Genomic DNA, 13,889 nt, shown 5'->3' with positions numbered 1-13,889 from the left:
ACTCAGTCGGCGCCGGGACTGGCCAGCGCGTTGTCGAAACGGATCTGTCGCCCTTCGCCAATCCGCCGGGTCAGGCCGAGGCGGTCGAAGTACTCGAGGATCTGGATACTGCGTTTGCGTCCCAAGCCTAGCGCATCACGGAACGCCGTGACTTGAATCTGTGGATTTTCTTCTCCGAGGCGCAGCAGCAGGGCTGCCATTTGCCGCAGGGTGATGTCGGTGTAAAAAAGGTCACGCACCACTTGATGCATCACCCCCAGGCGCGCCAGTTTGCGTAACAGCAACCGCACTGTCGCATCCTCCTGCTCCACGGTTCTGGCCAGGTCACGTACCCAGGGCGGGTCGAAGCCGGTCTGATCGAACAGCGGCTGCAGCGCCTGCCACAGGGTTTCGTCGTCCGCATTCAGGCGCACCTGATGATCCGGCAAGTGCAGCCACGGGCCGCTGGCGGTGAGCGAGCCGGCGCTGCGCAGTTCTTCCAGCAGGCTGATGAAGGTCGAATGCTCGATGTTCAGGCCACTGAAGCGGCGCAATCGGTCACGGTCCGGGCCCATCTGGTCGGGCTCCAGCTCATGGAAGCGCGCCAGGTGCTCCAGCAATGTGAATTTCAGGATGCCCCAGCGTTGGGCATTGAACAGGCGCTGCCCCTGGCGGGTGTCGATCAGGCGGACGTTATCGGGCAATGACCAGCCTTCACGCGGTCGGTTGAACTGACGCTCCAGCCGCTGCGGGTCGAGGCCGCTTTCGCTGTATTCCAGCAGCGTTGGCAGCGCCTGTTCCAGATCCGGGCTGATGGCCAAGGCTCGCAACTGCGCCAGACGCCCGGGGCTGCGCCGCTGCCGGGCCGGGGCGAACGGATCGAGCAGTTGACCGCCACCGAGCGTGCGCTGGGCACTCGGGTCACGCAGGATCAGCCGGTCACCCTTCACGCCGTGTACCGGAACATCAGTCAGCAGTTGCGCGAACATGCGCTCGCCCGGAAGCAGCCGAGGTCCTTCGAGCAACGCCACACGGGCGATCACGTCCTGTGTGCCGAGGTGCAGATGCACCGGCTGAAAGTGTTCGAAGGTGCGCGTCTCGTCGGGCAGCAACTGGAAATCGATGTCCAGACGTTGAGTCGGTGCGAACAGCGTTTCGGCGAGCAACCATTGCCCGCGATGGATATGCCCGAGCGCCAGGCGATCACCGCTGATGTTCAGGGCGACACGCTGACCGGCAAATGCCATTTCCGCAGGTTGATTCTGGGCGTGCAGCCCTCTCACCCTTACCGCTTTGCCCGAAGGCCCGAGGATCAGTCTGTCGCCCACGGCGACCATCCCCGACAACGCCGTGCCCGTGACGACAATCCCCGTACCGGCAACGCTGAATGCCCGGTCGATGGCCAGACGAAATCCCCCCTCGCGCCCCCGTTTCAACACTTCACTTTGCGCCCGCAACAATGCCTGGCGCAGTTCATCGACACCCTCGCCCGTCACACTTGAAACCGCCAGCATCGGCGCTGCGGCAAACGGACCGGGCGCCAACAGCTGTTCGATTTGCCGGCGAACCTCTACCACCCTGCCCGCCTCGACGCGATCACACTTGGTGATCGCCACCAGCGCCCGAGCAATCCCCAGCAATTCGACGATTGCCAGATGCTCGCGAGTCTGCGGCATCACGCCGTCATCCGCCGCGACCACAAGCAGCACCAGATCGATGCCTTGGGCGCCGGCCAGCATGTTGTGGGTGAATTTTTCGTGGCCCGGCACATCGATGAAGCCGGTCAGCCCTGTGCCGGATGCCAGTTCGGCGTAGAGATAACCGAGGTCGATGGTCATGCCCCGCTCGCGCTCCTGCGGGCGACGGTCGCCGGACTGCCCGGTCAAGGCTTGCAGCAGCGAGGTCTTGCCGTGGTCGATGTGCCCGGCGGTGCCGACGATCATGTCTGCAACTGCCCGAGTTGGGCGAGCCACGCCGGCTCGTCATCGAGTTGCCGCAGATCCAGCCACAGCGCGTCATCGTCCAGACGCCCGAGCACCGGGATCGGCAATTCGCGCAAGGCCGTTTGCAGATTCAGCAACGAACGTCCGCGCTGACGTTTTGAAACCAGCGGACGCACGCACAGTGCGGCGCTCGGCAACCGCGCCACCGGTTGGCTGCCACTGCCGATCATGCCCAGCGCCGTCACGGCAGAGACTGTCCAGCCTGCACCGAGCACACCGGACAGAAGCGGTTGCAGGCGTTCGGCCTGGGCCAGAATCTCGGCCTGCGGGTGTGTCAGCAGACGCAGGGTCGGCAGCCGCTCGGCCAACCGATCCGGATCGCGATACAGCCCCAGCACCGCTTCCAGCGCCGCCAGGGTCATCTTGTCGACCCGCAAGGCGCGTTTGAGCGGGTTCTTCTTGATCTTCGCGATCAACGCCTTGCGCCCGACAATCAGCCCGGCCTGCGGCCCGCCGAGCAGTTTGTCGCCACTGAAGGTGACGATGTCCGCGCCATCGAGCAGCGCCTGGCGCACGGTCGGTTCCGCCGGCAATCCCCAGCGGGTCAGGTCCAGCAGGCTGCCGCTGCCGAGATCCTCGAGCAGCGGCAAGCCATGACGATGGGCCAGCTCCGCCAATTCGGCCGTCGGAACCCGTGCGGTAAACCCTTCGATGCTGTAATTGCTCGCATGCACACGCATGATCAAACCGCTGCGCGGGCCGATGGCCGCTTCGTAATCCCGGGCATGGGTGCGATTGGTGGTGCCGACTTCATGCAGACGCACGCCGGCACGGGCCATGATGTCGGGAATGCGGAACGCACCGCCGATTTCGATCAGTTCGCCCCGGGAAATGATGCCTTCCTTGCGCGCGCCGAGGCTGTTGAGGGTCAGCAGCACCGCCGCGGCATTGTTGTTGACCACGGTGACGGCTTCAGCGCCGGTCAGCTCGCGGATCAGGCCTTCGATCAGGTCATCGCGATCACCGCGTTTGCCGCTGGCCAGATCGAACTCCAGATTCAACGGATAGCGGGCCGCCCGGTGCACTGCCTCGATGGCTTCTTCCGGCAACAAGGCACGCCCCAGATTGGTGTGCAACACGGTGCCGGTCAGGTTGAACACCCGCCGCACCTGGCTGCGCTGCTGCAGGGCCAGACGCTCGGCAGTCCTGCCGGCCAACGCTTCAGGGCTGATTTCGACAGCGGAAAGTTGCCCCGCCACGACCGATTCGCGCAAATCGTCGAGCAACTGACGCAGCATCGCCAGCAGCGCTTCGCGACCGTGCCGCTCGGCCACGGGTTGAAAGGCGTCATGACGCAACAGACTGTCGATGGAAGGCAACCGCTGGGCAACACTGGCAGGCATCAGGCGCTCCGGATAAAAAGCCGTTGCGCCAGAGTGTAGACGCTCGCGTCATTCGTCTCCGGGCGCCAGCATCAGATTCGGTGCCAGTCGCTGATAACCGTCCTGGGCCAGACGCATGTCCAGCAGCAGACTGCTCAGGTCCGCCGACAACGCTTCGGCCTCGGCATCGTTTTCCAGGTACAGCAATTTCAGGTAGCTGTTGCAACCCGGACAGACCTCGGCCCGCAGCGGCGCCTGATTGGCGGCGTGACGGTCATCCTCCAGACTCAGGTACTCAAGGCCTTTGCTTTGTTCGCAATACACACACTTGACCCGAACCACATGCCATTCGCAGGCGCACAGCGAGCACACCAGATAACGCAGGCCGTTTTGCTTGCCGCGATGACGGATCACCCCGGCCATGGCCGGCGAGCCACAGGCCGGGCATTGGCCGAGGCTGTTGCCGGGGACCAGTTGCAGGCTGGGTGCGCTCAACAGCCAATGACTCCAGGCCGTTTGCAGCGCCGCGCCCAGAAACGGCACCAGCGCCGCCGGCACCAGCGAGTACTGGCCGCTCACCAACGCCACCACCCAGGCCCGTAACTGGCCGGGACTGGCAGCCTGCAACGACCTCACCGCATCGGCAACGGCGGGTTGTTCCGGTACACCGTAGCGTTGCAGCAAGGCGTCCAGATACGCCTGCCAGCCGTCCTCGCGGATCAAGGTGTCGGCAGCGAACGGCGGCATGCCGTGTTGCCGGCAGACTTCGAGGCGTTGTTCATCAATCGGGGCGTTTGATGGGGGATCGTCGAAGACTTGTTGCTGCACGCGGCACAATCCGGCGATCAGACGCAGGTAGTCGGCCAACGGATGACCGATCGCCAGGTGTTCCAGACGTTCGGCGCGCAACGCGAAAAGGTTGTGCGGCGGCAAGTGCAGAAACGGCGGCGAACTGGCCGCCGCTTCGATTTCCCCGGGTTCAAGAATGGTCGGCAACTGTCAGCCCTTTTTGGTGACCGGTCGCTCTGGTGGATCCCTGGATTCCACCTCGCGATACCAGAGTGCATGGTGTTTTTTCGCCCAGGCGCGGCTGACCCAGCCGTGCAGCATCGCGTCCACCGAGCCCTTGATCCAGATCCCGGCATAGATGTGTACGATGATGCTCAGGATCAGCACAAACCCGGCCAGGGCATGCAGCAACATCGCCCAGCGGATGGTGGTGATGCCGAAGTAATGACTGAAGTACGCGCGCCAGATCACCAGCCCCGTGAACAGCAGCCCGAGCATGCACAGCAGTAAAGTCCAGAACAGCAGTTTTTGCCCGGCGTTGTACTTGCCCACCGGCGGCACGGTCTCTTCGTCGTTGACCAGCACCCGGTCGATGCGCCGCAGCCACTTCCAGTCGTTGTCGATGAAGAAGTTGGAACGCCAGAAGCGAAACACCAGGCCTAGAAACAGCACGAACATCAGCACACCCATGAACGGGTGCAGAATCCGCGTCCACGGCCCGCCGCCGAACAGATTGGTCAGCCAGAACATCGACGGATGAAACAGCGCCAGCCCCGAAAGCCCCGCCATGAAGAACAGAATCGCCACCAGCCAGTGGTTGGTACGCTGGTTGGCGGTGTAGCGCAGGATCGTCTTGTTGCTCATGGCCGGTCCTCCCTGCGTGGATCGAAGGTGTGCACCGCCGGATCGACCATATGCACCGAGGTGTCGGAGGGTTCCGGATGGTCATCCTCTTCGGTACGGTTCGGGCCGATCCGCACGTAATGGAAGAACCCGGCCAGCACCGCCGCGCCCATGGCCAGCAGGCCCAGCGGTTTGCTGATGCCCTTCCACAGCCCTACCAAAGGACTGATTGCGGGATTGTCCGGCAACCCGGCGTAGATCTTCGGCGTGTCGGCGTGATGCAGCACGTACATGACGTGAGTGCCGCCGACACCTTCGGGATCGTAGAGACCGGCGTTGTCGAAGCCACGGCTCTTGAGGTCAACGATGCGTTCGGCGGCGTGGGTCTTCATGTCTTCCTTGGAGCCGAAGACAATCGCCCCGGTCGGGCAGGTTTTCACGCAGGCCGGTTCCAGCCCTACCGCCACGCGGTCCGAGCACAGGGTGCATTTGTAGGCCTTGTGGTCTTTCTGCGAAATGCGCGGAATGTTGAACGGACACCCGGTGATGCAATAGCCGCAACCGATGCAGTGATCCTGATCGAAGTCGACGATGCCGTTGGCGTGCTTGATGATCGCTCCCGGGCTCGGGCACGCCGCCAGACAACCGGGCTCGGCGCAGTGCATGCAGCCGTCCTTGCGGATCAGCCATTCGAGGTTGCCGGCGTCGGTTTCGTGCTCGGTGAAGCGCATCAGCGTCCATGTCTCGGCGCTCAGATCCTGCGGGTTGTCGTAGGTGCCGTGGTTGTGGCCGACCTCGTCGCGCAGTTCGTTCCATTCCGAGCACGCGACCTGACAGGCCTTGCAGCCGATGCATTTGGTGGTGTCGATCAGCTTGGCGACGGCCTCCTGATTGCGCACCGAAGGCGCCGGCGTGGTGGTGGCCGAGCGGGCAATGATGTCTTGGCTGGCCATATCAGAGCTTCTCCACGTTGACCAGGAATGACTTGGATTCCGGGGTCTGTGTATTGCCATCGCCGAGGAACGGCACCAGGGTGTTGGTCAGGTAACCGTGGCGGGTCAGGCCGGTGAAGCCCCAGTGCAGCGGAATGCCGATCTGATGCACGACCTGGCCGTTGACCTGCAACGGCCGGATCCTTTTGGTCACCACCGCCACCGCTTCGATGAACCCACGCTTGCAACTGACCCGTACCCGGTCGCCGGCCACGATGCCTTTCTCTTTCGCCAGCACTTCGCCGATTTCCACGAACTGCTCCGGCTGGGCAATCGCATTCAACCGGCAATGCTTGCTCCAGAAGTGGAAGTGTTCGGTCAGCCGGTAGCTGGTGGCGGCGTACGGATAGTCCTTCGCCACGCCGAGGCTGTCCCACACCGAATCGAAGATCCGCGCCGCCGGGTTGCTGGTGGCCTTCTTGTTCTCGGGGTGCAACGGGTTGATGCCGATCGGCGTTTCAAAAGGCTCGTAGTGCTCGGGGAATGGCCCTTCGTTCATCTTGTCGACGGCAAAGAATCGCGCCACGCCTTCGGGGTTCATGATGAACGGGTTCATCCCGGCTTCCGGTGGCACGTCGGCCTTGTAGTCCGGCACGTCGGTGCCGCCCCAGGCCTTGCCGTTCCACCACACCAGACGTTTTTTCGGATCCCACGGTTTACCCTGCATGTCCGCCGAGGCGCGGTTGTAGAGAATCCGTCGGTTGGCGGGCCAGGCCCACGCCCAGCCCTGATGCTGATGCATGTTGTAAGGGTCGGCGTTGTCGCGGCGGGCCATCTGGTTGCCGGCCTCGGTCCAGCTGCCGCAGAAGATCCAGCAACCGGAGGCGGTGCTGCCGTCGTCCTTGAGCTGGGCGAACCCCGCCAGTTGCGAATTGCCCTTGATCGCAGCCCCCGTGGCGTCGGTGAAGTCGGTGGTGGCGTAACCGTTGACCTCCTTGGCGATTTCTTCCGGCGACGGCTCTTCCGGCACCTTGTACGGCCAGGAAAGTTTGAGGATCGGATCGGGATAGGCCCCGCCCTCGGTCTGATAACGCTGGCGCAGACGCATGAACAGCTCGGTCATGATCCGCACGTCGGTGCGTGACTCGCCCGGGCCGTCGGCGCCCTTCCAGTGCCATTGCAGCCAGCGACTGCTGTTGACCAGCGAGCCGTCCTCTTCGGCAAAGCAGGTGGTCGGCAGGCGAATGACTTCGGTCTGAATGTCGGCGCTTTTCACATCGTTGTACGGCCCGACGTTTTCCCAGAATTGCGAGGTTTCGGTGGCCAGCGGGTCCATCACTACCAGCCATTTCAGTCTGGCCAGTGCGGCCATCACCCGGTTCTTGTCCGGCAGCGCGGCAATCGGGTTGAAGCCCTGGCACATGTAACCGTTGACCTTGCCCTGCCCCATCAGGTCGAACACCTTGAGGATGTCGTAGTTGGGGATGTCGAGTTTGGGCAGGTAATCGTAGGCCCACTGGTTCTCGGCGGTCGCATTGGCGCCGTACCAGGCTTTCATCAGGCTGACGTGGAACTTGCTGTAGTTCTGCCAGTAGGACAACTGGCCCGGGCGCAACGGCAATTGCGTGCGCTTCTTGATGTAGGCGTTGTAGTCCTGTTCGGCGTCGGTCGGCAGGGTCAGGTAACCCGGCAGCGAGTTAGACAGCAGCCCGAGGTCGGTCAGGCCCTGAATGTTCGAGTGCCCGCGCAAGGCGTTGACCCCGCCGCCGGGCATGCCGACGTTACCCAGCAACAGTTGCACCATCGCCGCGCTACGGATGATCTGCGAGCCGATCGAGTGCTGGGTCCAGCCCAGCGCGTAAAGGATGGTCATGGTCTTGCCCGGTTGCGAGCAAGTGGCGATTTCCTCCCAGATCTTTTTCATCGCCTCGACCGGCATGCCGCAGATCTGGCTCGCCAGGTCGATGGTGTAGCGGCTGTAATGCTGCTTCATCAATTGATAGACGCAACGCGGGTCCTGCAGGGTCGGGTCGACCCTGGCAAAGCCGTCCTCGCCCAGTTCGTAACCCCAGCTGGATTTGTCGGTGTAGCTGCGTCTGGCCGCGTCGTAACCGGTGAACAGCCCGTCCTCGAAGCCGAACCCGGCTTTGACGATGAACGACACGTCAGTGTAGTTGCGCACGTACTCGTGCTGGATCTTGTCCTCGGTCAACAGGTAATTGATCAGCCCGCCCATGAACGCAATGTCGCTGCCGGTGCGAATCGGCGCGTAGTAATCGGCCACGGACGCGGTACGGGTGAATCTCGGGTCGACCACGATCAGCCGCGCTGCGTTGTGCGCCTTGGCTTCGGTCACCCATTTGAAGCCGCACGGATGCGCTTCAGCGGAGTTGCCGCCCATCACCAGGATCAGGTTCGCGTTGGCGATATCGGTCCAGGTATTGGTCATGGCTCCACGGCCGTACGTCGGGGCAAGACTTGCCACCGTCGGGCCGTGTCAGACACGCGCCTGGTTATCGAACCCCAGCATGCCGAGACTGCGCACCACCTTGTGGGTGATGTAACCCGCTTCGTTGGACGCCGCCGACGCCGCGAGAAACCCCGTGGTCAGCCAGCGATTCACCGTTTGCCCCTGGGCGTTCTTCTCGACGAAATTGGCGTCGCGGTCGGCCTTCATCAGGTCGGCGACGCGGTCTAGGGCTTCGTCCCAGGTGATCCGGGTCCATTCGCTGCTGCCGGGCTTGCGCACCTGCGGGTATTGCAGGCGGCCCGGGCTGTGAATGAAATCGAGCAGGCCGGCGCCTTTCGGGCACAGGGTGCCGCGGTTGACCGGGTGGTCGGCGTCGCCTTCGATATGGATGATGTTTTGCGCAACGTTCTTCGCGGCATCGCCCTGGCTGTACATGATCAAGCCGCAACCGACCGAGCAATACGGGCAGGTGTTGCGGGTTTCATGGGTGTGGGCAAGCTTGAAGTGGCGCACCTGCTCGGCGAAGGCAGGCAGAGGGGCCATGCCCAACGCGCCCAGGCTAGAGCCTGCAAGGCCGATACCGGCGACCTTGAAGAACTGACGACGGCTGAGATCCATCGTGCACTCCTGATCAGGTGGAACCCGGTACTCGAGCCGGGTTTTTTCTGGACAATCACGGTGGCGGCAGACAAGTGCCGCCCTTTTCACTGTAGACAACGCTCTGGCTGGCGGTGTGAAAACCGACCGTCGGCCATTCATCGGTCACAAGTTCGCACCCGCAGGGGATGGAGGTTTATCATCGCCGGCACGACTCCTCTCCGCCTTCAGAGACCTCGCATGACTTTCGATTTTGATCAGGTATTCGACCGCCACGACACCGGCAGCACCAAATGGAGCCGTTATCCGGCCGACGTGTTGCCGATGTGGGTCGCTGACATGGATTTCGCGGCACCGCCGGTGGTCATCGAGGCGCTGCAACAGCGTCTGCTGCACCCGTTGGTAGGCTACAGCGTGGCCCGGGACAATCTGCGCGAAGCCATCGTCGCCGACCTCTGGAACAAGTTCGCCTGGCGGGTCAAACCCCAGGAGCTGATCTTTCTGCCGGGCGTCGAATCGGGTTTCAACATGGCGCTCAAGGCGCTCGTGCAGCCGCAGCAGAACGTCGTGGTGCAGACCCCGAACTACCCGCCGCTGCGCCATGCTCCGGGCCATTGGGGCCTGAACAAGGTCGAGCTGGAGTTCAAACCGCAAGCCGATGGCACCTACGCCACGCCGCTGGAGGCACTGCGTGAATCCCTGACCGGTGGCGGCGCCCTGCTGCTGAGCAACCCGCACAACCCGATCGGCAAGGTCTTCGACCGCGAAGAACTGCAAGCGGTGGCGGACATCTGCATGGCGCAGGACGCCTGGATCATCTCCGACGAAATCCACGCCGAGCTGTGCCACGACGGTCGCGTGCACATTCCGACCGCGTCCCTGAGCCCGGACATCGCCCGCCGCACCATTACGCTGATGTCGGCAAGCAAGGCCTACAACATTGCCGGCCTCAAGACCTCGTTCATGATCATTCAGGACGCCACCCTGCGCGAACGGGTCAACCACGCCCGCTGCGGCATGGTCGACAGCGTCAACCCGCTGGGTATGGAGGCTACGCGCGTGGCCTACAGCGAAGCGGGGCCATGGCTGAAGGAGCTGAAACAGTACCTGCAGGCCAACCGGGATTATCTGGTCGAGGCCGTTCGCAGCCGTCTGCCGGGTGTATCGATGAATGTGCCGCAGGGCACCTATCTGGCGTGGCTCGATTGCTCGGCGCTGGGGCTGGACAATCCGCAGCAGTTCTTTCTCGAACAGGCTCGGGTCGGGCTCAGCCCGGGCATCGACTTCGGTGACCAAAGCCAGCAGTTCGTGCGCCTGAATTTCGGTTGCCCGCGTTCATTGCTGGAAGAAGGCCTTGCGCGGATGGAGCGCAGTCTGGCCGAACGCCGGGCCTGAATCCCGTAGAGGTCATCGTCAATCCGATCGAACTCATGGCAAAGGTGCCGAGTCAACCGGCCACACCTGCCATAAAGCCTGGAGATTGACGATGACTGATTATCCCGTTCCACCCTTCCCGCAACAGACGCAAGCCGTACCCGGTTCCCAGCGCAAGATGGAACCGTACCCCGACTGCGGTGAGCAACACTACACCGGCTCCGGCCGGCTCGCCGGCAAGATCGCCCTGATCACCGGCGCCGACAGTGGCATCGGTCGCGCCGTGGCCATTGCCTTCGCCCGCGAAGGCGCCGACGTGGCGGTCGCCTACCTCAACGAACACGAAGATGCCAAGGAAACCGCGCGCTGGGTCGAACAGGCCGGTCGCCAGTGTCTGCTGCTGCCCGGCGATATTGCACAAAAAGCCCATTGCCAGGCCTTGGTGGATCAGACTGTCGAACGCTTCGGCCGTATCGATGTGCTGGTCAATAACGCCGCGTTCCAGATGACCCACGAAACCTTCGAAGAAATTCCCGATGACGAATGGCTGATGACCTTCGACGTCAACATCACGGCCATTTTCCGTCTGTGTCAGGCGGCGCTCAAACACATGGGGCGTGGCGCCTCCATCATCAACACCAGTTCAGTCAACTCGGACATGCCAAAACCCACCCTGCTCGCCTACGCCACGACCAAAGGTGCGATTGCCAATTTCACCGGTGGCCTGGCGCAAATGCTCGGTCCCCGTGGCATTCGCGTGAATTGCGTGGCGCCCGGGCCGATCTGGACGCCGCTGATCGTCTCGACCATGCCGGACGAAGAAGTACAACACTTCGGCGAACAGACCCCGCTCGGTCGCCCCGGGCAACCGGTGGAAGTCGCGCCGATCTACGTGCTGCTGGCATCGGATGAAGCCAGCTATATCACCGGCCAGCGCTACGGGGTGACCGGCGGCAAGCCGATGCTCTGAACGGTGGGCGGAAAAAGTGAACCGTCGAACAGGACGGCCTCTCAATACCTTTAAGGCCCGCTCTCGCGCCACGAAAGATCAGGAGGTCGCCATGTCCGCACCTATCGTCAAGCTTTTCACCCAGCCGAACTTTGCGTGGACCGACATCCGCCGCGAAGAAGAGGTGCACCCGCGTCACTACATGGCTCATTTGCTGTTGCTGGCCCTCATTCCACCCGTGTGTCTGTTCATTGGCACGACGTCGGTCGGCTGGAGCCTGGCGGCAGGCGAAACGGTCAGGCTGAGCACCGCCAGCGCCTTGCAATTGAGCATTCTGCTGTATGTCACCACGGTCCTGGGCGTCGCGATCATCGGGGGCTTCATCCGCTGGATGTCACGGACCTTCGATGCCCGCCCCACGCTCAACCAGTGCATCGGCTTTGCGGCGTACACCGTCACCCCGTTTTTCCTGGCGGGTATCGCCGGGCTCTGGCCGAGCCGCTGGCTGGCGGTACTGGTACTGGGTGCGGCGGCGATGTACTCGACGTTCCTGCTGTTCGTCGGGCTGCCGACCTTCATGCACGAACGCAAGGAGCAAGGCTTGCTCTATTCAGCCAGTGTGTGGGGTGTCGCGCTGCTGGTGCTGGTGACCCTGCTGGTCTCGATGATCCTGTTGTGGTTCAACGTGCTCACACCCGAATACTTGCGTACGACCGTTGGCTAAGGCCTTCGCGATGCGTTGGCATCGGGACACAGCAACGCTTGTCAGCACGAGCCACGAGCCATGAGTTTCATTATCTGGGTCACCGTGCTCGGCGCGGTTCTGCTGGTTCTTGCGCTGACCTCGTCCTACCTGCGCTGGCTGCCGGTCACGACATCGGCCGTGTGTCTTCTGCTGGGCATCGGTATCGGGCCGGGCGGTCTCGACCTGTTGAAGCTGCCGCTGGAACAGGCGTCCTCCTGGATGGAGCATCTGACCGAAGTCGCCGTGCTGTTTTCGCTGTTCGTCTGCGGGTTGAAGCTGCGCCTGCCGCTGCGCGACAAGCGCTGGCGGATCGCCTTCGGCCTGGCAGGCCCGGTGATGGTGCTGACGATCATCGGCGTCAGCCTGTTGCTGCATTACGGACTGAACCTGGGCTGGGGGCCCTCGTTATTGATCGGGGCGATCCTGGCGCCCACCGACCCGGTGCTGGCTTCGCTGGTACAGGTCAATGACGCTCGGGACATCGACAGCGTGCGCTTCGGGCTGTCGGGTGAGGCCGGGCTCAATGACGGCATTGCCTTTCCCTTTGTGATCCTCGGGCTGTTGTGGCTCAAGGGTGATGGCCTGGCAGCCGAGTGGAGTCACTGGGTAACGCGTGACGTACTCTGGGCCGTTCCCGCCGGATTGCTCACCGGGTACTGGCTGGGGCGCGGAATCGGACGCATCACCCTCGCCCTGCAGATCCGCAATGAAGACAGCACCGTGAGCCCCAACGACTACCTGACGCTGGCCCTGATTGCACTGGCCTATGTGGGGGCCGACGCCTTGGGCGGCTACGGTTTTCTGTCGGTGTTTGCCGCGGGGTTGGGCTTGCGTCAGGAGGAAGTGAAATCCACCGGCGCCAGTGAGCCGCCGGCCGAGCACCTGGTTCAACCGGTGGTGGGTCATCAGCATGTCGAACCGCAACACGCCGTGCATGGCGATACCGAACGGCTCGAGGACAGTCAGGTGGCCGCCGGGATCATGATGGGCGACATGCTCGCCTTCGGCAGTCTGGTCGAGCGGGCAATGGAAGTGTTTCTGGTCACGTTGCTTGGCGTGGTACTGGCCGCACACTGGGACTGGCGGGCATTGTGGGTGGGCGGCATTTTGTTCTTCGTCATCCGCCCGGCCTGCGTTGCATCGATGCCATGGGGAGCGCTGCTGAAAAGGCGTCAGCGGATGTTGATCGGCTGGTTCGGCATTCGCGGCATCGGTAGCCTGTTCTACCTGTTTTACGCCCTCAATCACGGGCTCGGCGACAGTCTGGCCAGCCAGTGCACAGACCTGACGCTGTCAGTCGTGGCCCTGAGCATTTTGCTGCACGGTATCAGCACACAGCCCGTCCTCACCCGCTACGAGCAGCGAAAGAAACAGGAAACATGATCACTGCAAGACGCCAGCCCGCACGGAAATATCAAAATTCCTTCTGTAAATAAATGGATCCCATGCCCTTTGCCCGCAGTCACAACCTTAACCCCTCGTGCATCAGCGAGGTTCAACAGGCTCGATACTCCTCAGCGGCAATAGCGCCCGCCACGGAGAATCCCGAAAAACAAGGCCAACGGTCATGAAAGACGACTCAACCCCCGCGCAGATCAAGGCATGCAGAAATCTGGCACTGGAACGCAACAGGCAATTGTTCGAGGAAGCCCGGGCGCTCAACCGCACGGCCAATGAATTACTGGAAGGCGAAAATCTGGATATCGAGCAGTTCGAACGCTATCGAGTCGTACGCCGCAAAGCCGATCGGCGCTTCGAAGACGCCATCGACCATTTGAGCGTGCTCAACGAAGACTTCCCGCCGCTTCAGGGATCGATGCGAAACAGCACTGGCCCGCGCCGGGAGCTTCAAGCCACGCACTGAGCCTTTCCCCAAAGCCTGGCTT

Annotated in this window: 11 protein-coding genes; 5 read left to right on the top strand and 6 right to left on the bottom strand. The window is 62.7% G+C overall.

All coding sequences use genetic code 11. The features are described 5' to 3' along the window. Window positions 1-2: 2 nt before the first annotated feature. The 6 genes from selB to fdnG are packed head-to-tail and all read right to left on the bottom strand — an operon-like array spanning window position 3 to window position 8,956. The gene (gene selB / locus NWV16_RS13975) at window positions 3-1,922 is read right to left on the bottom strand and encodes a selenocysteine-specific translation elongation factor (RefSeq protein WP_260523524.1); all 1,920 of its coding nucleotides are present in this window, start codon (window positions 1,920-1,922) and stop codon (window positions 3-5) included. Next, window positions 1,919-3,325 carry an L-seryl-tRNA(Sec) selenium transferase gene (gene selA / locus NWV16_RS13970; protein WP_260519511.1) on the bottom strand — a complete coding sequence of 469 codons (1,407 nt, stop codon included), beginning with the start codon at window positions 3,323-3,325 and terminating at the stop codon, window positions 1,919-1,921. Before selA ends, selB begins: the two co-directional genes overlap by 4 nt. 48 nt (window positions 3,326-3,373) lie before the next feature. After that, on the bottom strand, window positions 3,374-4,300 hold the full coding sequence (gene fdhE, locus NWV16_RS13965; protein ID WP_260519510.1) for a formate dehydrogenase accessory protein FdhE: 927 nt from the start codon (window positions 4,298-4,300) through the stop codon (window positions 3,374-3,376). Window positions 4,301-4,303: 3 nt separating this feature from the next. Further along, window positions 4,304-4,957, bottom strand: coding sequence for a formate dehydrogenase subunit gamma (locus NWV16_RS13960; protein ID WP_260519509.1), 654 nt, complete (start codon window positions 4,955-4,957; stop codon window positions 4,304-4,306). Continuing rightward, entirely contained in the window at window positions 4,954-5,889 is a 936-nt protein-coding gene (gene fdxH, locus NWV16_RS13955; RefSeq protein WP_260519508.1) for a formate dehydrogenase subunit beta, read from the bottom strand. Before fdxH ends, NWV16_RS13960 begins: the two co-directional genes overlap by 4 nt. Window position 5,890: 1 nt before the next feature. Beyond that, entirely contained in the window at window positions 5,891-8,956 is a 3,066-nt protein-coding gene (fdnG, locus tag NWV16_RS13950) for a formate dehydrogenase-N subunit alpha (protein WP_260519507.1), read from the bottom strand. Between the two features lie 219 nt (window positions 8,957-9,175). Here fdnG and NWV16_RS13945 point away from each other — a divergent pair, with 219 nt between their 5' ends. The 5 genes from NWV16_RS13945 to NWV16_RS13925 all read left to right on the top strand — a co-directional run bounded on the left by NWV16_RS13945 (window position 9,176) and on the right by NWV16_RS13925 (window position 13,867). Beyond that, on the top strand, window positions 9,176-10,330 hold the full coding sequence (locus NWV16_RS13945) for a MalY/PatB family protein (protein WP_260519506.1): 1,155 nt from the start codon (window positions 9,176-9,178) through the stop codon (window positions 10,328-10,330). A gap of 91 nt (window positions 10,331-10,421) precedes the next feature. Continuing rightward, a complete protein-coding gene (locus NWV16_RS13940) occupies window positions 10,422-11,279 on the top strand; it encodes an SDR family oxidoreductase (RefSeq protein ID WP_260519505.1) in 858 nt (285 codons plus the stop codon). Window positions 11,280-11,370: 91 nt separating this feature from the next. Then, on the top strand, window positions 11,371-11,982 hold the full coding sequence (locus tag NWV16_RS13935) for a Yip1 family protein (RefSeq protein WP_260519504.1): 612 nt from the start codon (window positions 11,371-11,373) through the stop codon (window positions 11,980-11,982). Between the two features lie 60 nt (window positions 11,983-12,042). Continuing rightward, window positions 12,043-13,386 carry a cation:proton antiporter gene (locus tag NWV16_RS13930; protein WP_260519503.1) on the top strand — a complete coding sequence of 448 codons (1,344 nt, stop codon included), beginning with the start codon at window positions 12,043-12,045 and terminating at the stop codon, window positions 13,384-13,386. Window positions 13,387-13,570: 184 nt separating this feature from the next. Further along, window positions 13,571-13,867, top strand: a complete 297-nt coding sequence (locus NWV16_RS13925) for a hypothetical protein (protein ID WP_260519502.1) — start codon at window positions 13,571-13,573, stop codon at window positions 13,865-13,867. Window positions 13,868-13,889: the final 22 nt, after the last annotated feature.

Origin of the sequence: Pseudomonas sp. BW7P1 (genome assembly GCF_024981055.1) — a bacterium.
GTDB lineage: Bacteria > Pseudomonadota > Gammaproteobacteria > Pseudomonadales > Pseudomonadaceae > Aquipseudomonas > Aquipseudomonas bananamidigenes.
This window is presented reverse-complemented; position numbering and strand designations above follow the sequence as displayed.

What these genes read in the sequence shown, in the direction of transcription:
- selB (WP_260523524.1), bottom strand. Translation starts at nt 1,922, where the DNA reads ATGATCGTCGGCACCGCCGGGCACATCGACCACGGCAAGACCTCGCTG.
- selA (WP_260519511.1), bottom strand. Translation starts at nt 3,325, where the DNA reads ATGCCTGCCAGTGTTGCCCAGCGGTTGCCTTCCATCGACAGTCTGTTG.
- NWV16_RS13960 (WP_260519509.1), bottom strand. Translation starts at nt 4,957, where the DNA reads ATGAGCAACAAGACGATCCTGCGCTACACCGCCAACCAGCGTACCAAC.
- fdxH (WP_260519508.1), bottom strand. Translation starts at nt 5,889, where the DNA reads ATGGCCAGCCAAGACATCATTGCCCGCTCGGCCACCACCACGCCGGCG.
- NWV16_RS13945 (WP_260519506.1), top strand. Translation starts at nt 9,176, where the DNA reads ATGACTTTCGATTTTGATCAGGTATTCGACCGCCACGACACCGGCAGC.
- NWV16_RS13940 (WP_260519505.1), top strand. Translation starts at nt 10,422, where the DNA reads ATGACTGATTATCCCGTTCCACCCTTCCCGCAACAGACGCAAGCCGTA.
- NWV16_RS13935 (WP_260519504.1), top strand. Translation starts at nt 11,371, where the DNA reads ATGTCCGCACCTATCGTCAAGCTTTTCACCCAGCCGAACTTTGCGTGG.
- NWV16_RS13930 (WP_260519503.1), top strand. Translation starts at nt 12,043, where the DNA reads ATGAGTTTCATTATCTGGGTCACCGTGCTCGGCGCGGTTCTGCTGGTT.
- NWV16_RS13925 (WP_260519502.1), top strand. Translation starts at nt 13,571, where the DNA reads ATGAAAGACGACTCAACCCCCGCGCAGATCAAGGCATGCAGAAATCTG.